Below are 19,899 nucleotides of genomic sequence, written 5' to 3'. Positions count from 1 at the left end.
ACTCCCTCCCGGTTGGTCGTATTCCTCAGCCGGCGTCGCCGGACATGCTCGGACGCAGGAAGCTGATCTGGGCCTTGCCGTAGCGCCGGTTATCCAGCACCTCCAGCCATTCCGGAATTTCCAGCTCCTCCGATTTCTCGCACTCGACGACGATCAGAGTTTTACCGTCGATCCAGCCGCATTTGTGCAGTTGGTCGAGGGCAGGGGCGGCAAGTCCGCTATTGTAGGGTGGGTCCATCAGGATCAGGCCTGCCGGACGCGGCGCCGTGCGATGCAAGGAACGGATGTCGCCCTCGATCACTGTGGTTGCATCACTGGCCTTAACGCGCCCGATATTCTCGCGCAGTGCTTCGACGGCTTCCCGATCACTCTCGATGAAGACCGCTTCCGTCGCTCCGCGCGACAGGGCCTCAAGGCCGAGTGCACCGGTGCCTGCGAAAACATCCACCACGAATGAGTCCGTGAGCGCGTCGCCCAGCCTACCGCCCTCAAGAACACCAAACAGAGACTCGCGGGTCCTGTCGGCCGTTGGCCGAGTGTTCCAGTTTTCAGGGGCGGCGAGTTTGGTTCCGCGATTTTTGCCCGCGACGATCCGCATTCTTGTCTCCTCGATCCGGGCCGGACTTGGACGCGTCCCGTCTCACATTCTGCTTGCCGGCGGCACCCCGCGTCGAGGGAGTTCGGTCGTCGCCTGTTTTCCTGGTGTCACCGTGTCTACCGGGGGCTCCGGGCTTTCCGGCTCCGCTGACCTTGACGGCACCGCCTGGTCTTGGCGCACTTTTTGGCTTTCCTGAATCGTCTTTCGGCGCGGGTCGGCGTGTGCCCTTGAACGGCGCTTTCGTTTTTGCCTTCGCGGTGCCGGTTTTCTCCTCGCGAATGCCGAGCTGTTCCTTAAGCGTGGCTTGCCGCACCTCCAGAACCTCGCCCTCCGGCAAATCGCCGAGCTGGAACGGGCCGTAGGAAACCCGGATCAGCCGGTTCACCTTGAGACCAACATGTTCCATCAGCTTGCGAATCTCGCGGTTCTTGCCTTCACGGATGCCGAGGGTGAGCCAGGTATTCGCCTTACCTTCGATATCACGCTCGACCGTGACCGCTCCATATTTGATGCCGTCGACCGTCGGGCCGGACTTCAGCAGGGCAATCGATTTCTCGGTAATGGAGCCATAGACCCGGACCCGGTATTTCCGCAGCCACGCCGTTGACGGCAGTTCCAACAGCCGGGACAGCGCGCCGTCATTGGTCAGCAGCAGGAGGCCTTCTGTATCGAAATCGAGGCGGCCGACCGTGACCACACGCGGCAGATCCGCAGGAAGCCGGTCGAACACGGTTTCCCGGCCTTCGGGGTCCTTGTTCGTTGTCACCACGCCGCGCGGCTTGTTGAACCGCCAGAGCCGGGTTGGCTCGATCACAGGCAAAGCCTTCCCGTCGACCCGGATTTTCGACTCCCCGGTGACGGTGATGGCAGGGCTGGTCAGGATTTCTCCGTCCAGTTCGACACGTCCGTCGGCAATCCACTGCTCCGCCTCACGGCGCGAGCAAAGCCCGGCACGGGCCAGCCGTTTGGCAATGCGTTCAGGGCCGCGGTCTTCGGTGAAAATTTCGCTGAAATCACTCATGAAGCAGGTCTTACGCGGGGACGGGCGCGGATGCAAACGGCTTGGATGCAATACCGCTTCCCGCTAGGTATGGAGCTATGAGTACTGAACATCTGACAATTATGGCACGAGCGCTGGCCGAAGCGGAAGCGGCGGCTGCACGGGGCGAGGTTCCGGTGGGCGCGGTTGTGACCGGCCCGGACGGCACGGTGTTGGCGGTGGCCGGTAACCGGGTCGAGGAGTTGAACGATCCGAGCGCCCATGCGGAGATCCTGGCTATTCGGGCGGCAGCGGTGGAAGTCGGTTCGCCCCGTCTGATCGATTGTGATCTGCATGTGACGCTGGAGCCGTGCCCGATGTGTGCGACGGCCATCAGCTTTGCCCGTATCCGCCGTCTGGTTTTCGGTGCCTATGATCCGAAAGGTGGTGGGGTCGAGCATGGCCCCCGGATTTTCAGCCAGCCGACCTGTCATCACGCGCCGGAGGTGATTGGCGGGGTTGAGGAAAGCCGCGCCGGTAATCTGCTTCGCAAATTCTTTCAGGACCGTCGCTAGGAGCCTCCCATGCAGCTCAATCTCTCACCCGATGCTTCCATTGTTATTCTGACCGGCGCCGGTATTTCCAAGGAGTCCGGCCTCGATACCTTCCGGGATGCCGACGGGATCTGGTCGAAGGTCAATCTGGAGGATGTGGCGACGCCGGAGGGGTATTTGCGCAACCCGGTGATGGTGCACGAGTTCTACAACGCCCGCCGCCGTTCCCTGACCGACAGCGATGTGGTGCCGAACGCGGCCCATGCGGCGCTTGCCCGGCTGGAGCGGGACTGGCAGGGGGATGTGCTGCTGGTGACGCAGAATATCGACGACCTGCATGAGCGGGCGGGTTCTTCGAAGCTGCTGCACATGCATGGCGAAATGCTGAAAGCGCGCTGTGAGCGCACCGGCGAAGTTTTCGGCTGGAGGGATGATCTGACGCTGGAAAGCCGAAACCCGACGACGAATGAGGCAGGTACATTGCGTCCCCATGTCGTCTGGTTCGGCGAAATGCCGCTCTATATGGAGGAGATCTACGAAGCGCTCTCCGACGCGGATCTCTTCATCTCCATCGGCACCTCCGGCAATGTCTACCCCGCCGCGGGTTTTGTCCAGGAAGCCCGCATGCACGGCGCCCATACGATCGAGCTCAATCTTGAGCCGTCGGAGGGAGCCACGTTGTTCGCGGAGAAACGCTACGGCCCCGCGAGTGAAATCGTGCCGGCCTATGTGGAAGAGCTGTTGGGCGGAGTTTGATGTTCACCCGACTCCACACTTAACCGACATCCCGGACCACGATCCGGGATCTTTTGATGACGGGCACGACACTTCTGAGATGCACGGCGCTTTGATTACCCAGGTCCCGGATCGTGGTCCGGGATGAGGATAGCTTTCTTTACCGCGGCTGCATCCGGATGGCGCCGTCGAGCCGCACGGTCTCGCCGTTCAGCATGACATTGTCGATCATCGCCATTGCCAGTTTCGCGTATTCTTCCGGTGTGCCGAAGCGGGACGGGTAGGGAACCGTCGCGGCGAGACTGTTCTGGACGTCTTCGGGCATGCCGAGCAACATCGGGGTGCCGAACAGGCCCGGCGCGATGGTGTTGAAGCGGATGCCGGCCTTGGCGAATTCGCGGGCGCCGACGATGGTCAGCGCATGCACGCCGCCCTTTGATGCGGCATAGGCGCTCTGGCCGATCTGGCCCTCGAAGGCGGCGACGGAGGCGGTGGAGATGACGATGCCGCGCTCGCCGTCTTCAAGCGGGTCCGTGCCCTGCATGTCGGCGGCGGCGAGGCGCATCATGTTGAAGGTGCCGATCAGGTTGACCTCGATGACCTTGCGGAAATTGTCGAGCGGCATTGGGCCGTTGCGGCCGACGATCCGTTCGGCGGGCGCGATGCCGGCGCAGTTCACCAGGATACGGGCCGGGCCATGAGCCTCGCGCGCGGTGGCGATGGCCGCTTCGGCGGAAGCGGCGTCGGAAACGTCACACGACACGGCGATGCCGCCGATCTCGGCCGCGACTTTCTTCGCGCCCTCTTCATTCACGTCGAACAGCGCTACTTTTGCGCCTGCGGCTGCCAGCGCGCGCGCGGTGCCTGCACCCAACCCGCTGCCGCCGCCTGTCACGATCGCGGCTTGTCCCTGAACCTGCATGTTCCTGTTTCCTCCGGTGCTTTCGGGTCCGGCCTTTGCTGGCCGGATGTTTGAACGGTATAACGGGGCGCAGTGAAACCGAAAGCCGCCCGCGCGTCCAGCGCGGCAAAGGCCAGTGCGACAAAGGGATGCGCCGAGATGATGCCTTCATTCCAGGACGTGCCCCGTCCTGCCCTGATCCTCGGTTTCGGGGGGCTGGTGCCTTTCTATGCGATCTCCCTGCCGGTCTGGCTGACAGACCCCCTCTACGGCTATGTGCTGATTGACAGCCTGATCACTTATGGTGCGGCGATCCTTTCCTTTCTCGGTGCAGTGCATTGGGGCGCCGCCATGTGGCAGGGCGAGCTGGAAGAGGCGCGAGAAGAGGATGAGGAGGAAATGGACAGGGCAGCCTGGGCCCGCTATGGCTGGAGCGTGGTGCCGGCGCTGATTGCCTGGATAGCCACCATGCTGGGCCCGTTTTTTGGCCTGCTGCTGATCGCGCTTGGTGTTGCGCTCGCCTATTTCATCGATGTCCGCGCCTGCAATGCCGGTTTTCTGCCGGAGTGGTATGCGAAGTTGCGGAAGTGGCTGACGATCCTCGTGCTCTTGGCGCTTGCGAACGCGTCGATTTCGGGGGTGGTCGGGGCGATTTAGGCCGGGAGCGTTTCGCTGTTCCGGGGTGAGGTAATATCAAAGCAAGGTAATGTGGCGGACGATGTGGTGCAGGCGCGGTTGCGTGCGATCGCGACCGAATTCGGCGGAGGCCCGCCGATCCGCCACCCTCCGGGCGGCATGGGCCATTCTTACCGCATTGCTTCGGCGCAGGGCCCTTTGGTGATAAAACCCGCGCCGCACCCCGAAGAAGCTCAATGGCTGGGCGCGACGGAGAGGTCCGGTATGCTGAGAAGATCACAGCGAGCGGGGACAGCGTCACAATCATGCTCGCCGGCCTCAATGCGGAAGCAGATCGCTTAATCGGGGCGTTCTGTTCGAGATAGGGCAGAGGCTCAGCCCCGCTGTTTCTCGTCTTCCTCAACAAGCACAACCGGATGATGATCGGTCTTGTTGCGCATCGGCGTTTTACCGAGCTGCGCCTCGCGGCGGGCGATGTAGAGCGTTGAGATTACAATCAGGGCCGCACCGGCGAGGGTGTGAATGCCGGGCACGTCGGCGAAGAGCCAGTAGCCGATGAAGCCGGCGAAGATCAGCCGTGAATAATCGAACGGCACCACCGCCGTCGCTTCTCCGATCTTGAAACCGCGTACAGCGCAAGCTTGTCCGGCCGAGCCGAGGGTGCCGACTGCGAGCAGCATGGCCATTTCGGCCCAGGTCGGTTGCTGCCAGACCAGGATGGCGGGGACGGTCATGATCGTGGTCGAGATGATCCCGAAGCTGAACAGGATGGTCAGCGGAGATTCCGTATCGGCCAGCTTCTTCACCACGACTACGACGAGGGCAACGAACAGCGTGCCGAGCAGGGCGATACCGGCGGCAAAGCCGATCTCTGACGAGCCGGGCCGGACCATGATCAGGACCCCGACAAAGCCGACGGCGGTTGCCGACCAGCGCCGCCAGCGAACCTGCTCGTTCAGGAACAGCACTGCCAGTACGATCATAAAGAGTGGCTTGGCGAAGCTGATCGCCGTGGCGTCGGCCAGAGGCATGTGTGTCACGGAATAGAAGCCACAGGACATTGCTCCAGCGCCGAGGCAGCCACGCAGTAAATGGGCAAGGGGGCGTTTGGTCTTGAACACGGCAGGCCCTGCCTTGGCCATGAAAGGCAGGATCACGGCAAGGCCGAAGGCGCAACGGAAGAAAGCGATCTGGAAGGTATCGAGCCGGGCACCGAGCAGCTTCACCGCCGCCTGCATGATAGAGAAAAGCACACAGGATATTACGATCCAGACCGCGCCCTGGGTATTTGGCGAGAGCGCGGCCCAGCGGGAAGACAGAGATGTTTCGGCGAACGCCATTGAGACTCATCAGGCGCTCATCGGCGCCGTGTCCATAATCTGCGGAAGAGCTTCACGATACGCTTCGCCGTGCGTTCTACCAGCGCTGATTGCGCATTGCTGCCTTGTTGATCTTAAGAACGCGCGGGCGCATGGGCTTTCGGATACGCTAGGCCCGCTGTGATTTTGAGTCAGTCCACTTCAGCGCTGGTCGGCCATATGACAAGGATATTACTGGATTTCCAGATTGGCCCCGGGTCCTGGAATTCGCTGTGCTCCGTACCTCCAAGCGATTTGTAGAAACGCCGCGCCGCCATGTTCTCACGAACCACGGACAGGCCAATTCCATCGAAGTCGAGTTTTCCCATCTCTTGAAGTGCCTGCTGCAGCAGATGTCGACCGAGGCCCCGGCCGCGTTGGCTGCCATCGACATAGAGATGTTTGATTTCGCCCCGTTGGCCGAAAACCTCGGATGAGGGAGGCCCGTAGCTGACCAGGCCAACGATCTTTCCATCAGCGAGAGCGATCTGCGTATTTTTTCGGACATCGGTCGAGGCGAGGACCTCGATCCAACCGGGCAGCCGGCGTTCCTCGTTCAGCACGCGTATCGCTTCTTCTGGCGCCATATCCTTGTAAGTCTCGCGCCAGACCTTTACGTGGAAATTGGCAATCTCAACGGCCTCCTCCGTGGTCGCTGCCCTGATTTCGATATCGTCGGGTTTCTGTGTTGCCGCCATGGCGTCAGTCCACGAAAGGTGTGCAATACCGAAGCTAGCCCGGTCCTGTGGGGGGAGAACCAGCGCCGATTGCGCATTGCAGCATTGCCGCTGACACCTGCCGCCGTTATAGGATTAAGCAACGAACAAGACGCTAACCGGGTGACAATCTGGGAATGGCGCGACGAACTGGGACGCTGGCAAGCAGGGGACGCCGAGAGACATGACGACAGAAATGACGCCGCTTTGGAAACCGAGTGCCGAGCGGATCGCAGATGCGAACATCACCCGTTTCATCGACTTCGTGAACCGCGAGCGCGGCGCCGGCCTGACGGATTACGACAGTCTCTTCGATTGGTCGGTGACGGAGCTGGAGAGCTTCTGGGATGCTGTCTGGGATTTCACTGGCATCATAGGCGAAAAGGGCGACACCATTCTAAAGGATGGCGACAAGATGCCGGGTGCCGCTTTCTTCCCGGACGCGAAAGTGAACTTCGCGGAAAACCTGCTGCGCCGCCGTGACAATTCCGACGCTATCGTGTTCTGGGGTGAGGACAAGGTGAAGCGCCGAATGAGCTTCTCCCAGCTTTATGACGAAGTTTCGAAATTCGCCCAGGCCCTTAAAGCCGAGGGTGTTGGCCCCGGTGATCGGGTCGCGGCTTTCATGCCGAATATGCCGGAGACCATCGTCGCCACGCTTGCGACAGCAAGCCTCGGGGCCGTCTGGTCCTCCTGCTCTCCCGATTTCGGTATTCGCGGGGTGCTGGACCGGTTCGGCCAGATCGAGCCGACGGTGTTTGTGGCCGTTGAAGGCTACTATTACGGTGGCAAGAGCTTCGACACGTTGGACAAGATTACCGGCATTCTGGCCGAACTGCCGACGGTGAAGAAGACAGTCATCGTGCCATACACCCGCGACGAGCCACCGATTGGCGATATCAAAGGTGGGGTCAGCTATGCGGACTTCACCGGCGCTTTCGAGGCGGGCGAAATCTCGTTTACCCAGATGGGCTTCAACGAGCCGCTCTACATCATGTTCTCTTCCGGCACCACGGGCGTACCGAAATGCATCGTGCACGGCATCGGCGGCACGCTGATTCAGCATCTGAAAGAGCATCAGCTGCATAGCGACGTGAAGAAGGACGACCGTATCTTCTACTTCACGACCTGCGGCTGGATGATGTGGAACTGGCTGATCAGCGGCCTCGCCTCTGAGGCCACGCTGCTGCTCTATGACGGCAACCCGTTCCATCCTGATGGCAACATTCTGTTCGACTATGCCGACGCGGAGAAGATGACGCTGTTCGGCACCTCGGCGAAGTACATTGACGCCTTGAACAAAAGCGGTTTGCTGCCGAAGGAAACACATGACCTCTCGACCGTTCGGGCGATGACCTCGACCGGCTCGCCGCTGGTGCCGGAAGGTTTCGACTATGTCTACCGGTCTATCAAGTCAGACATACAGCTCTCCTCTATTTCCGGCGGTACTGACATCGTTTCCTGCTTCGTGCTCGGCAACCCGGTTGGGCCGGTCTGGCGCGGCGAGATCCAGACTCGCGGCCTCGGCCTCGCGGTGAACGTGTTTGACGATGATGGCAAGCCGGTGGTTGGCGAGAAGGGTGAGCTGGTTTGCACCCGTCCGTTCCCCTGTATGCCGATCATGTTCTGGAACGATCCGGATGGCGCCAAGTATCGCAGCGCCTATTTCGAGAGCTACGAAAACATCTGGTGCCATGGCGATTATGTAGAACTGACTCCGCGCGGCGGCATGGTGATCTATGGCCGTTCCGACGCGGTGCTCAATCCGGGCGGTGTGAGGATCGGCACGGCGGAAATCTATCGCCAGGTCGAGAAGCTGCCGGAAGTGCTGGAAGGGCTCGTCATTGGCCAGGATTGGGACGATGATGTGCGCGTCGTGCTGTTCATTCGCGTGGCGGAGGGTATGACTCTTGATGATGCGCTGATCAAGAAGATCAAGGACACGGTGCGCAAGGGTGCGTCGCCGCGCCATGTACCGGCCAAGATCATCGAGGTCGCCGACATTCCGCGGACCAAGAGCGGCAAGATCGTCGAGCTGGCTGTGCGTAATGTGGTGCATGGTCGTCCGGTGAAGAATGTTGAGGCGCTGGCTAACCCGGAGGCGCTGAGTCTCTTTGGAAACCGCCCGGAGTTGGCTGACTGACCCGTCGCTCGGCGGGAGATATTGCTTATTGAGCTTGGATGCGAGCGGCGGAGTCGATAGGCTTTGGCTGGGGCGTGGGATCGGCAGACGATAACAAGGGAATAGGACGATCTCTGCTCAGGATAATTCCGCGCAACAGCAGGTACCGGACTCCGCGCTGTCCCGCAGGCAGCTCGAAGAAATCGTGCGTGAGCTTGAGGTCGCCGTCGAGGAAACGCGGCAATGGCTCGCGCTGTTTCACCGCGCGCTGGTCTGCCGATTGCGCCCCGACCCCGAAGTGGTGACGGAAGACGCGCATCGGGTGAGCCGTTTCGGCCGCTGGTATTCGACAAACCGCGATGACGATATCTTCTCGCAGCCCGCCTTCGCCATGCTCGTTGAGATGCATCAAGGGCTTTACGCGCATGCAGCTATCCTTGCTGTGCGGGGATGGAAAGACGACGGGATTTCGACTGAGGAATACGACGCGCTGCTGCACAAGATCGACAGCTTCAACGAACAGGCCGGCCGCATGGCCCGGGCATTCCGGGCTGCACTTTCCGATCTCGATCCGCTGACCGGCACCAATACCCGCAGTACCATGGAGCGGGAGCTGATCCGGGAGCAGCAGCGAATGCGCCGCAGCGGACGCCCCTGTTCCATTGCCATTGCCGACATCGACAAGTTCAAGTCGGTCAACGACACCTATGGGCATCAGGCTGGTGACAGGGTTCTGGCTCGTGTGACACGGATCATCGAAGACACGCTCAGGCCGTATGATTCGATTTATCGGTTTGGTGGCGAGGAATTCCTGATCTGCCTGCCTGATTCCGGCCCGGAAGATGCGCGCCGGGTCCTTGACCGGGTGCGCAATACGATCTCTGAAACACCGATCATGATCGACGGTGGCGATCCACTTTCCGTGACCGTGTCATTTGGCGTGGCGCAACTCGTTCCGCGGCGAAACCTGAAGGACATCATGGAGCGTGCCGATCGTGCGCTCTATGAGGCCAAGAGTGGCGGACGAAACCAAGTGGTGGTCTGGACCGCGGAGTCGGCCTGACTGCGAGCATGCGCATTTCCCAAAAAAGGGAATGAGATTGCTGCATTATGCTCGCCGGGTATGATGGCGCGCTTTTATCTTTAACAATCCGTTCGAGCGGCTAAGGGGAAAACCAAAGTGGCAATAGACAAGGGCAGAGCAGCCGAACTGGACCATATGGTTCGCAAGATGGGTGGCATTATCTCGGTGTTTGAAATCCGTTCCGACCCGGTCGGGAACCCGCGTTTCAGTGCCTTTCGCGTCCTGATGGATATCTTCCATTCAATGTGCGAGCGCTCCCTCAAGGAACAAAAAGATTTCGTCGACGAGATGGTCGATCTCACTGAGGAGGAGACCGAGCAGCTGAAGGCCGCATTCGAGAAAGTCTACGGCAAGCCGCCGAGCAGCATCTGAGGCAGGCTGACCGGATTAAGCCAGCTACCGAATCTGATGGAAGGCCCAGCTACCGAATCTGATGGAAGGCGAAGCCGCCTTCCTCTTTCGCCCGTTTTTTCAGGTCAGCAAACGCCGTCAGCACGGTCTCCAGATCTGACTGATGTTCGCCCGAATCGATCACCAGCATGGCGGCGCTGCATGTCAGAAGCGGATAGGAGCGCAGGCTGCCGTCACGGCCGCGCGCTTCGATGGAGCCACGTTCGCGCGCTTTTTTATCGTAGAAGCTTTCCACATCCGTGGCGAACTGCTCGCGGGCTTCGCGGACCAGCTGGCTGACATCTGATACGGGCACGTCGCGGGCTCCGACAAAGAAATCGTCGCCGCCGATATGCCCGATGAAAAAGTCCTGGCTGGCGAAGACTTGTCGCAGGTTCTCCGCAAACAGCAGCAATGCACGGTCACCCTGGCGGAAGCCGTAGGTGTCGTTGAACGGCTTGAAATTATCGAAATCGAAGTGCAGTAGCGTCCGCGTTTGGTCATCCTCGGCAAGCGCATCGGCGATAAAATCCGAAATGGCCGTATTGCCGGGCAGCTTGGTCAGCGGGTTCATCTCGCGGGCGGTGATCAGGTTTTTTTCGTTTAGCACACGCAGCAGCGATGAATTGTCGAGGAAGCCCGCATATTGCGCGTTCTCGACGATGATCACACCGTTCAGCGCGTCGTTATGGCTGTAAATCTGGAGGATGCGTTCCGCCTGGGTATGGATATCGGCGATCGGGCAGGGGCGAACGAAATCGCCGAGCCGCTTGCCGAAGCTGCGGTTCACGATCAGGTCCTTGCCGTAGGGCGAGAAAGCATAGGCCTTGAGATCGGCGTCACTCACAATGCCGAGCGGCCGTTGATTCGGGTCGAGCACCGGGAAAAGGCGGGCGCTTTCGTTTTTGCGAAAGGCGTCGAAAACGTCCTGCATCGGCGTTTCGATGCTGAGGGTCGGTACCTCGACGATCTGTTCGCGCAGAAGATGCTGGTCCGATGTCCGGGAGCGCCGGTCGCGCCGCCGGGCCGATATGAGGCTCTCGTAGCTTCGGCTGAGACTTTCATAATCCAGCGTCGGGCGGGCAACGAGATACCCCTGCACCATGTCGAAGCCGAGTTCACGGCAGCTGGCCAGATCCTCTTCTGTTTCCACACCCTCGGCGATGGTCTGGATGCCGAGCACCTCGAACATGTCGATCAGGCTGGAAACGAACAGTTTTTTCTTCGGGTCACGGGCGACATTGTTGATGAAGTAACGATCGAATTTCACATATTCGGCGTGCTCTTCATGCAGCAGACGGAGCCTGGCATAGCCTTCGCCAAAATCATCGAGCGCGATCTGGATGCCGCTGTCGCGGGCGCAGCGCAGGGCCTGGATGGCCGCGCTGTCCTGCGAGATGTCAGACTTTTCGGAGACTTCAAGGCAGAGCTGCGTGCTGGAAAGTCCAAGATCGGACATGGCATTCAGGGTCTTTGGAACTTTACGGCCGAGTGCAGGCAGACTGCGGGCGTCTATATTGAAAAAGAGATGCAGTCCCTCGGCACAGGCAAGGCCACCGAAATCGTTCAGCGCCTTGGTCAGCAATCGCGTTTCGAGCTCTTCCAAAACCCCGTTCTCTGAAGCACGATCGAACAGTTGGGCGATGCTGTCGAAGCCAAGCGCATCCGTACCGCGCAGCAATGCCTCGAACCCATGGGTCAGGCCGGTGTCGAGATGGACGATTGGCTGGAATGCGTGACGGACCCCATGAATTACATCTTTCAACGGGGGGAACGTTCCAACAGTCTCCACGTCGGCGATAGGCGCTGCAACTGCTGAGTTTATATCAAACAAAAAAACTCGCCCTAATAAATTAAGGAGCGGATGTTACTGTGCTTTCTATTTCATTCCGAGGGTTTTTAAATCCTTTTGTGTATGAATATTAAGTGAAACAAATATAAGAATTCATTCTGTTTTTTAGAAAATTTTACTTAACCTGATTGGCAGACTCTCGCGCCACGGCACGCCAGCCGATGTCGTTCCGGCAGAAACCATTGGACCATTTGATGGATTTTACCGTTTCGTAGGCTTGGGTCTGGGCGGCAGTAACGCTCTCACCCAGCGCGGTCACGACAAGGACCCGTCCACCCGTCGCATGTAACACGTTCTTATCCGTGCGTGCGGTGCCTGCATGGAAGGTGGTCACGGTCTCGCTATCCGGCGCAAGTTCGGCGATCAACGTGCCTTTCTCGTAGGAACCTGGATAGCCCTTTGAGGCGAGCACGACGCACAGCGCACTCTCCGGGCGCCAGCGCAGGGTGATCTGGTCGAGTTGGCCGTCCGCGGAGGCAACCAGCGCCGGCAGGATATCGCTCATCAGACGCACCATCAGCGCTTCGCATTCAGGATCGCCGAAGCGGACATTGTGTTCGATCAGCTTGGGGCCGTCCCTGGTGATCATCAGTCCGGCGAACAACACGCCCTTGAACGGCATGCCTTCGGCCGCCATGCCGTCGACCGTCGGCTGAACAATCTCGTCCATCACCCGCTGGACCATGGCGTCGTCCATTACCGGGGCCGGTGAGTAAGCGCCCATGCCGCCTGTGTTCGGGCCGGTATCGCCGTCGCCGACAGCCTTGTGATCCTGGGCGGTGGCCAGCGGCAGCGCGGTCTTGCCGTCGCAGAGTGCGAAGAAGCTTGCTTCCTCGCCGATCAGGCATTCTTCGATCACCACCTCTTCACCTGCAGCACCGAAGGCGCCACCAGACAGGGCGTCTTCAAGAGCGGCGATTGCTTCCTTGACCGTCTGGGCAACGGTCACGCCCTTGCCGGCGGCAAGCCCGTCAGCCTTGACGACGATGGGTGCGCCCATTTTGGTAACATAATCCTTCGCGGCTTCCTGATCGGTGAAGCGGGCGTACGCGGCCGTCGGAATATTGTGCCGGTCGCAGATGCCTTTGGTGAAAGCCTTGGAACCTTCGAGCTGGGCTGCGGCTGCGCTCGGCCCGAAGGCCTTGATCCCGGCTTCGTCCAGCTTGTCGACCAGACCGGCGACGAGCGGCGCTTCCGGGCCGACAACGACGAAGTCGATGGCGTTTTCCCTGGCGAAGGTAACAACCCCGTCGACATCCTCGGCCTTTACCGCGATGCATTCGGCGACAGTGGCGATCCCGGCATTACCCGGCGCGCAATAAAGGTGATCGCAAAGGGGAGAGGCTGAAATGGCCCAGCACAAGGCATGTTCCCGCGCACCCGATCCGACAACCAATATCTTCATTTTTCTGTTCCCATGCTTTCACTTGGCGGCCTTGTAGCATAAATTCCCCTCATGCAAGACGACAGCGCGCCGCCGCTCGGCAATATTCCCGAATTCTCCGTCAGCGAGATCTCCCATCAGGTCAAACGCACCGTCGAGGGGGCGTTCGAGCATGTTCGCGTCCGGGGCGAGATTTCCCGGCCGACACGGGCAGGCTCCGGCCATCTCTATCTGACCCTGAAAGACGAGAAGTCGGTGCTCGACGCGATCTGCTGGCGCGGTGCTGCGCAGCGGCTTTCGATCCAGCCGGAAGAAGGCATGGAGGTGATTTGCACGGGCAAGCTCACCACTTTCCCCGGACGCTCCAAGTACCAGATGGTGATAGAGCAGATGGAGCTGGCAGGCGAGGGCGCACTGCTCAAACTGCTGGAAGACCGGCGCAAGAAACTGGCGGCCGAAGGCCTGTTCGATGCCGCCCGCAAGCGTCCGCTGCCGTTTCTGCCGAAGGTCATAGGCGTGGTTACCTCGTCAACCGGCGCGGTAATCCGGGATATCCTGCACAGGCTCTCCGACCGGTTCCCGAGCCATGTGCTGGTCTGGCCGGTGCTGGTGCAGGGGGAGACGGCGAAGGATCAGGTCGCCGCCGCCATCGAAGGCTTTAACCGGATGGCGCCGGATGCTGTTGTGCCGCGACCGGACTTGCTGATCGTCGCCCGCGGCGGCGGCAGCCTTGAGGATCTCTGGGCCTTCAATGAGGAAATCGTGGTTCGTGCCGCTGCGGCGAGCGAAATCCCACTGATCTCCGCCGTTGGGCACGAGACCGATACGACCCTGATCGATTATGCCTCCGACCGCCGGGCACCGACCCCGACCGCCGCCGCCGAGATCGCAGTGCCGGTGCGCTCGGATCTGCTGGCGACGCTGATGCAGGACGGGACCCGTCTGTTCAACGGCTTGCGCCGCAAGTTCGCAGAGTCAGAAACCCGGCTCTCCGGCCTCGCACGCGGGCTTGGCGATCCGCGTTCGATCATCGAGGCGAAGGCGCAGACGGTGGATTACCGCTGGCAGGCTTCGGGTGCAGCGGTGGAACGCAGGCTGTCCCGGGCGAATGACCGGATGCGTGATCTGACGTCGAGAATCGCGGATCCGCAGGCCGAGCTGAACCGGATGGAAAGCCGCTTCAAGGTTGCGGAACAACGCAGGACATCATCGATCCGGCGGGTCGGAGAGGTTGCTGTCAGCAAGCTCGGTGCGGTCGCTGGACGCTTGCGGCTTGAGCCGATCGCCGAGCGGACAATACGCGGCGATCGTGATTTGGGACGGCTTGGGGGCCAGTTCGAACAGGCCTTTGTGCGTGTTGTCGATCAACAGGCAAATCGTCTGGATGCTGCGGGACGCCTGCTGGAAAGCAATTCCTACGAGCAGACCCTGAAGCGCGGTTTTGCGCTGGTCCGGGATGCGGATGGCGCGCCTGTCACCAGTGCGGGCGGCCTGTCTGAAGGCGATGGAGTTTCCATCCATTTCGGCGACGGTGCGCGTGATGCAGTAATCGCCGGCGTAGCTGCTGCGGCTGCCGCAGGCACCAGCAAACCGGCGGAGGAAGCGTCGGAGCCGAAAGCCTCGCCCAAGCCTAAACCGAAGAAACCCGACCCGGCTCAAGGGAGTCTGCTGTGATCCGCCTTCTGCTTGTCGCTGCCCTCACTCTGCTGGTCAATCCTGCTGATGCCGTGACTCTGGAAATGAATGGTGCCTTCACCCAAGGCGGGATCATCATGGGTCGCACCGACCCGGGCGTTAAACTGACTCTCGATGGCCGCCCCGTGCGGGTCAGTGCCGACGGGGTGTTCGTGTTCGGTTTCGGGCGCGATGCGGAACGCGATGCCACGCTGGTTGCTGCTGCGCCGGACGGCTCGGAAGAGCGCAAGGTATTGAAGATCTCCAAACGGACCTACAACATCCAGCGGATCGACGGGCTGCCGCAGAAATATGTCGAGCCGAAGCCGGAAGTGCTTGCCCGCATCCGCAGCGAGAATGCCGGAATCAAGAAAGTGCGGGAGATCGACACGGACCGGCCTTATTTCGTCGAAGGTTTCATCTGGCCGGCAAAAGGGCGAATTTCCGGGGTTTATGGAAGTCAGAGAGTCCTGAATGGTGTTCCGAAGCGGCCGCATTTCGGCGTTGATGTCGCTGGACCGGTGGGCTCTCCGGTGGTCGCGCCTGCGAGCGGGATCGTCCGATTGGCGGAGAAGGATCTCTATTATACCGGCGGCACGGTGATCATCGACCACGGACACGGGCTCAGCTCGGCGTTCCTGCACATGCAGAAGGTGACTGTAAAGGTCGGCGATGAAGTGAAGCGGGGCGCGGGGATCGGCACCATCGGGGCGACCGGCCGGGCGACCGGGCCGCATCTCGACTGGCGGATTAACTGGTTCGATGTGCGCGTGGACGCGGCCGTTCTGGTGCCGCCGCTGCCGCCGAAAAACTAGCTGCCGGACACGTCGATCCTGTCCAGCAGGGTTTCAATGCCAGCCGGGTCTTCCCAGACAAGCTCGACATCGACCCGCCTGATCAGCAGCCGAAGCTCTTCCGGCAACCGGACATGATCCTTGGCCGTGGTCAGTAGCAGGGCATCTTTCTGTTCGGCTTGTGCGATCAGATCGATCAGATCTTCTCCGCGATAAGGCTCATGATCGCCAAAGGACCGGGTTTCAACCAGCTCGACGCCGAGCGTTCGTAGCGTGTCAAAAAATTTCCCAGGCCGCCCGATTCCGGCAAAAGCGATGGCCCGCTCACCACGCAACCCTGCGCTCGCGCGGGTTGGTGTCAGATGACCTCGAAAAACCGGGAGTGTTGCCTTCAGCACTTCCTCCAGATTGCGGGGATCGTCTCCCAGCAACACGACGGCATCGGCGCGAGACAGTCCTTGTGATACCAGTTCACGTAACGGCCCTGCCGGGATGACACGACCGTTGCCAAACCCGTAACCGCCATCAACCACCAACACGGACATCGTCTTCGAGAGGGCAGGGTTCTGGAAGCCGTCATCGAGCAGAATGATGTCCGCGCCAGCCTCCGCTGCCATTCGGGCTCCGGCCGGTCGGTCGCGGGAAATCCATGTCGGTGCTGCCTCGGCGAGCAGCAGCGGCTCATCGCCGACGGCGCTGGCACTGTGCCGGTCCAGGAGAACCTGCAGTGGGCCGGACTCGCTGCCGCCGTAGCCCCTGCTGAGAAAGGCGACCTTCAGGCCGCGCCGGACCAAAGCCCGTCCGAGTGCCAACGCGACAGGTGTCTTGCCGGCTCCGCCTGCAACGAGATTCCCGATGCATAGAACCGGTATCGACGCCTGATATGGACTGATGAAGCTGGATCTTAGGGATGCCGCAGCCTGGTAGAGCCATGAGGCGGGTGTCATCACGGTGGGTAGCAATCCGCCGCGACCCCAGAACCCGGGCGCTTTCACCGGGTCTCTCCCGTACGGGATGCCGTCGCGAGAATTCGTTCGGCCATGTCGTCCGCGATCCGGCCCTGCCCCTGCGCGAAGGCGAGGGCGGCGGAGGTCATTCTGGACCGCTCCGGGCTGTCTCCCATCAGAACGGCGACCCGGTCGCCAAGTCCTGATGCCTCAACCTCTTCGGCGGCGCCCGCTGCGATCATGTCGGCGGCGATGTCGGCATTGTTTGCCATCAACGGGCCGAACAGAACCGGTTTGCCGAAATAGGCCGGCTCCAGCGGGTTATGCCCGCCAACAGGGATCAAAGACCCGGCGACGAATACCGTATCCGCGAGCTTGAAGAAGCTGCCCATTTCCCCGAGTGTGTCCGCCACATAGATGTCGGTTGTCTCATTGGGCAGGCTTCCGCTTGACCGGCACATCGTCTGAAAGCCTTCCGTGGCAGCCAGCGCTGCGATGTCCGAGCCGCGGTTGGGGTGGCGCGGAACGATGATGGTCAGCAGGTCCGTTACGGTCCCGGCGGCCCTGCGATGAGCGTCGAGCACTGCGAGATCCTCGCCGTCATGGGTACTGGCTGCAAGAAAGACCGGTCGAGTATCAGTGGCTTTTTTCAGAGCATCAAGGGCTGCCTTGTCGACAGTGAGCGGCGCCGCCGCACGCTTCAAGTTGCCGACGGAGATCACTGGTGCGTCCGTCAGGCTTTTGAAACTTTCCATCTGCTGGTCGTTACTGGCCAGGATCAACGAGAAGCCTTGAAACAGCCTGCCGGTCAGGAACCCGAACCTGCGCCACCGGGCAAAAGAGCTCTTGGACATGCGTGCATTGGCCAGAACGAGCGGGATGTTCCTTGCCTGCGCCGTGAGCACCAGGTTTGGCCAGAGATCGGATTCCACAAACACGGCGGCCGATGGCTGCCAGTGGTCGAGAAAACGCGCGATCCAGTGTGGATGATCGATGGGAATGAATTGATGTAGGGCTCTTTCCGGAAGCCGGCCTGTCATAAGTTCTGCTGACGTTCTGGTGCCGCTGGTCAGGAGAATTTGCAAGCTGGGATCCCGCGCCAACAACCGGTTGATCAGGGCAAGTGCGGTTTGACATTCTCCGACACTGGCGCCGTGTACCCAGAACACGCGCCCGGTCGGGCGCTCCAGTGTTGCGATGCCCCGGCGTTCAGAGATCCGTTCCGGATCTTCCTTGCCGCGCGCGAGGCGTTTTTCAAGAAGCCTGTCGAGGAGAGGCCCGGCGAGACGCGTGGCCGCGTTGTACAGCCGGAAGATCATGAGGCTTCCGGCGCCGGATCGGCGGGCGCGATCGTCTCAGTTCCGAGAGCGGCGTCTGCTTCGGCGCAGAGCTGGTTCAGGCGTTCTTCCAGCTCAAGGCGCAAGGCTTCCATCTGCGCCGCGTTCGAATCGCGCGGCACGAGGATTGGCTCGCCCCAGATATAGACGCCACGGCTGAAAGGCAGGGCGAGGATGAAACGGTCCCAGCTGCGCAGTACTCGGCGGCGGGAGACGTTCCAGGTCACGGGATAGATCGGCGCGCCGCTCATTCGGGCAAGCGCGATGACGCCGCCGGAGGCCCGCATGCGCGGCCCGCGCGGCCCGTCAGGAGTGACGCCAACGCCTGTACCGCTTTGCAACGCTTTCAGCATGACGCGCAGTGCTTGGGCGCCGCCCTTGCCCTTGCCGGCCGAGCCAACAATGTCCCTGATGCCGAGATGCTCGATCGTGCGGGCGATCAGGCGTCCGTCGGAGTGTTTCGATTGAAGCATGGCGAACGGCCGGTCGCTGTTCCAGATCTTCGACATCAGCATGATGCGATTATGCCAGAAAGCGCCGATAACCGGTTTGTCGCTCCGGAAGACGGCGTCAGCGATCTCGGGATTGACGATCTGCCAACGGATGGTGCGCGCGAGGCCCCGGATCAGGGCGGCCAGCAGGCGGCTTGCGACCTCCCGGCCAATCTCCGTGCGCAACAGACGTTTCAGCATGCTTTCCGTTCGAGCTTCAGGACCTGATGGGTCACATTTGGCGATTACGGGAATGCATACTAGGGCGCCGTTGCCGGGCCAAGTTCTTATTGGCGTAAAGCGTCAGGCAGCTTTGCTGAAACGACCGAAAGCGGCCTCGGAATCGAACGGAGCGAGATTGCTGAAGAATTGTTCCGCGCAGGCCCGCCAACTGAAACCGAGCGCGTAGGCTCGGCAGTCTTCCGTGGACAGCTCTAGCGCCGCCCGTGCCGCCATGCCGAGATCTTCGGAGAGCATGCCGACCTTCTCGGAGGCGATCACATCCAGTGGACCCGGAACGGGGAAAGCGGCGACGGGTGCGCCGGACGCAAGCGCTTCCAGCATGACCAGCCCGAAGGTGTCGGTCCGGCTTGGAAAGACGAACACATCCGCCGCCGCGTAATGCTTGGCCAGCTCCTCCCCCTTTTTGGCGCCGACGAAGATGGTGTCGGGGAAACGCTTTTTCAGCATGGTCATGTCCGGGCCGTCGCCGACCACAACTTTACTGCCGGGCAGATCCAGTTCGAGAAAGGCGGGCAGGTTCTTTTCTACAGCCACCCGGCCAACGAACATGAAGACCGGCCTCGGTGCATCGATGGCGTCTTTCGCCTGGGGCCGGAACAGTTCCGTGTCGACGCCCCGGCTCCAGTCTTTGATATTGTCGAAGCCGCGCGCCTCAAGGTCGGCGCGGATGGACTTGGTAGCGACCATGACGCCTGCGGATTTGCCGTGAAAATGGCGCATGACCCTATAGGTCCATGACACCGGCACGCCGAGGCGCGGCTCGACATATTCTGGAAAGCGCGTGTGATAGGCGGTGGTGAAAGGCAGTTTGTTGCGCACGCAATAGCGCCGCGCCGTCATCCCGAGCGGCCCTTCTGTGGCGATATGGATGGCATCCGGCCGGGCCGCCTCGATCATCGCCGGGACCCGGAAGAAGGGCCAGCAGGCCAAACGGATTTCCGGATAGGTCGGGCAGGGGATGGTGGTGAACTGGTCCGGCGTAATGGTTTCGACATCGTGGCCCATTGCCCTGAGCTCGCCGATCACCGTGTTCAGTGTGCGGACAACGCCGTTGACTTGCGGGAACCAGGCATCGGAAACGAGAAGGATTTTCATAGGGCTTAC

General features: G+C 61.0%; 19 protein-coding genes. 8 read left to right on the top strand and 11 right to left on the bottom strand.

Annotation, left to right across the window (positions count from 1 at the left end; translation table 11 throughout):
* Window positions 1–25: 25 nt before the first annotated feature.
* Window positions 26–598 (bottom strand): 16S rRNA (guanine(966)-N(2))-methyltransferase RsmD, encoded by a 573-nt coding sequence (gene rsmD / locus ABJ076_RS01760; RefSeq protein ID WP_348186956.1) that lies wholly within the window; start codon window positions 596–598, stop codon window positions 26–28.
* Window positions 549–1,619: a pseudouridine synthase gene (locus tag ABJ076_RS01755; RefSeq protein WP_348186958.1), complete on the bottom strand. Its 1,071-nt coding sequence runs from the start codon at window positions 1,617–1,619 to the stop codon at window positions 549–551. The genes rsmD and ABJ076_RS01755 overlap by 50 nt, the downstream gene beginning before the upstream one ends.
* Before the next feature lie 77 nt (window positions 1,620–1,696).
* Between ABJ076_RS01755 and ABJ076_RS01750 the strand changes: the two genes are divergently transcribed.
* Window positions 1,697–2,152: a nucleoside deaminase gene (locus ABJ076_RS01750; RefSeq protein WP_348186960.1), complete on the top strand. Its 456-nt coding sequence runs from the start codon at window positions 1,697–1,699 to the stop codon at window positions 2,150–2,152.
* Window positions 2,153–2,161: 9 nt separating this feature from the next.
* Window positions 2,162–2,887 (top strand): Sir2 family NAD+-dependent deacetylase, encoded by a 726-nt coding sequence (gene cobB / locus ABJ076_RS01745; protein WP_348186962.1) that lies wholly within the window; start codon window positions 2,162–2,164, stop codon window positions 2,885–2,887.
* Window positions 2,888–3,026: 139 nt separating this feature from the next.
* On the opposite strand, the gene ABJ076_RS01740 is transcribed toward cobB, so the two are convergent.
* Window positions 3,027–3,788, bottom strand: coding sequence for an SDR family NAD(P)-dependent oxidoreductase (locus ABJ076_RS01740; RefSeq protein ID WP_348198836.1), 762 nt, complete (start codon window positions 3,786–3,788; stop codon window positions 3,027–3,029).
* A 138-nt stretch (window positions 3,789–3,926) separates the two neighbouring features.
* Here ABJ076_RS01740 and ABJ076_RS01735 point away from each other — a divergent pair, with 138 nt between their 5' ends.
* Window positions 3,927–4,424, top strand: a complete 498-nt coding sequence (locus tag ABJ076_RS01735; protein ID WP_348191192.1) for a DUF3429 domain-containing protein — start codon at window positions 3,927–3,929, stop codon at window positions 4,422–4,424.
* Window positions 4,425–4,777: 353 nt separating this feature from the next.
* On the opposite strand, the gene ABJ076_RS01730 is transcribed toward ABJ076_RS01735, so the two are convergent.
* A complete protein-coding gene (locus ABJ076_RS01730) occupies window positions 4,778–5,743 on the bottom strand; it encodes a DMT family transporter (RefSeq protein WP_348191195.1) in 966 nt (321 codons plus the stop codon).
* Between the two features lie 170 nt (window positions 5,744–5,913).
* The gene (locus ABJ076_RS01725) at window positions 5,914–6,459 is read right to left on the bottom strand and encodes a GNAT family N-acetyltransferase (RefSeq protein WP_348191198.1); all 546 of its coding nucleotides are present in this window, start codon (window positions 6,457–6,459) and stop codon (window positions 5,914–5,916) included.
* Between the two features lie 202 nt (window positions 6,460–6,661).
* Between ABJ076_RS01725 and ABJ076_RS01720 the strand changes: the two genes are divergently transcribed.
* From ABJ076_RS01720 to ABJ076_RS01710, 3 genes are all read left to right on the top strand, one after another.
* Window positions 6,662–8,620 carry an acetoacetate--CoA ligase gene (locus ABJ076_RS01720; protein WP_348191201.1) on the top strand — a complete coding sequence of 653 codons (1,959 nt, stop codon included), beginning with the start codon at window positions 6,662–6,664 and terminating at the stop codon, window positions 8,618–8,620.
* Between the two features lie 109 nt (window positions 8,621–8,729).
* Window positions 8,730–9,662 carry a diguanylate cyclase gene (locus ABJ076_RS01715; protein WP_348198838.1) on the top strand — a complete coding sequence of 311 codons (933 nt, stop codon included), beginning with the start codon at window positions 8,730–8,732 and terminating at the stop codon, window positions 9,660–9,662.
* 117 nt (window positions 9,663–9,779) lie between these two features.
* Window positions 9,780–10,055 (top strand): hypothetical protein, encoded by a 276-nt coding sequence (locus ABJ076_RS01710; protein WP_348191204.1) that lies wholly within the window; start codon window positions 9,780–9,782, stop codon window positions 10,053–10,055.
* Between the two features lie 49 nt (window positions 10,056–10,104).
* Here ABJ076_RS01710 and ABJ076_RS01705 read toward each other — a convergent pair whose 3' ends face one another.
* Together ABJ076_RS01705 and purD are read right to left on the bottom strand one after the other, a co-directional pair.
* Window positions 10,105–11,838, bottom strand: a complete 1,734-nt coding sequence (locus tag ABJ076_RS01705) for a bifunctional diguanylate cyclase/phosphodiesterase (protein WP_348191207.1) — start codon at window positions 11,836–11,838, stop codon at window positions 10,105–10,107.
* 202 nt (window positions 11,839–12,040) lie between these two features.
* Entirely contained in the window at window positions 12,041–13,330 is a 1,290-nt protein-coding gene (gene purD / locus ABJ076_RS01700) for a phosphoribosylamine--glycine ligase (protein ID WP_348191210.1), read from the bottom strand.
* Between the two features lie 51 nt (window positions 13,331–13,381).
* Here purD and xseA point away from each other — a divergent pair, with 51 nt between their 5' ends.
* Together xseA and ABJ076_RS01690 are read left to right on the top strand one after the other, a co-directional pair.
* Window positions 13,382–14,983, top strand: a complete 1,602-nt coding sequence (gene xseA / locus ABJ076_RS01695; protein ID WP_348191213.1) for an exodeoxyribonuclease VII large subunit — start codon at window positions 13,382–13,384, stop codon at window positions 14,981–14,983.
* On the top strand, window positions 14,980–15,798 hold the full coding sequence (locus tag ABJ076_RS01690; RefSeq protein ID WP_348191216.1) for a M23 family metallopeptidase: 819 nt from the start codon (window positions 14,980–14,982) through the stop codon (window positions 15,796–15,798). The genes xseA and ABJ076_RS01690 overlap by 4 nt, the downstream gene beginning before the upstream one ends.
* Here the strand turns inward: ABJ076_RS01690 and lpxK are convergent.
* The 4 genes from lpxK to ABJ076_RS01670 form a co-directional block, all read right to left on the bottom strand.
* Window positions 15,795–16,724, bottom strand: a complete 930-nt coding sequence (lpxK, locus tag ABJ076_RS01685; RefSeq protein WP_348191547.1) for a tetraacyldisaccharide 4'-kinase — start codon at window positions 16,722–16,724, stop codon at window positions 15,795–15,797. The two genes, ABJ076_RS01690 and lpxK, sit on opposite strands and share 4 nt — an antisense overlap.
* A gap of 44 nt (window positions 16,725–16,768) precedes the next feature.
* Window positions 16,769–18,043 (bottom strand): 3-deoxy-D-manno-octulosonic acid transferase, encoded by a 1,275-nt coding sequence (locus ABJ076_RS01680; protein WP_348191219.1) that lies wholly within the window; start codon window positions 18,041–18,043, stop codon window positions 16,769–16,771.
* A complete protein-coding gene (locus ABJ076_RS01675) occupies window positions 18,040–18,753 on the bottom strand; it encodes a lysophospholipid acyltransferase family protein (RefSeq protein ID WP_348191222.1) in 714 nt (237 codons plus the stop codon). Before ABJ076_RS01675 ends, ABJ076_RS01680 begins: the two co-directional genes overlap by 4 nt.
* Window positions 18,754–18,855: 102 nt before the next feature.
* Entirely contained in the window at window positions 18,856–19,890 is a 1,035-nt protein-coding gene (locus ABJ076_RS01670; protein ID WP_348191224.1) for a glycosyltransferase family 1 protein, read from the bottom strand.
* Window positions 19,891–19,899: the final 9 nt, after the last annotated feature.

The sequence above is a fragment of the Nisaea sp. genome (assembly GCF_039990255.1).
Taxonomy (GTDB): Bacteria; Pseudomonadota; Alphaproteobacteria; order Thalassobaculales; family Thalassobaculaceae; genus Nisaea.
This window is presented reverse-complemented; position numbering and strand designations above follow the sequence as displayed.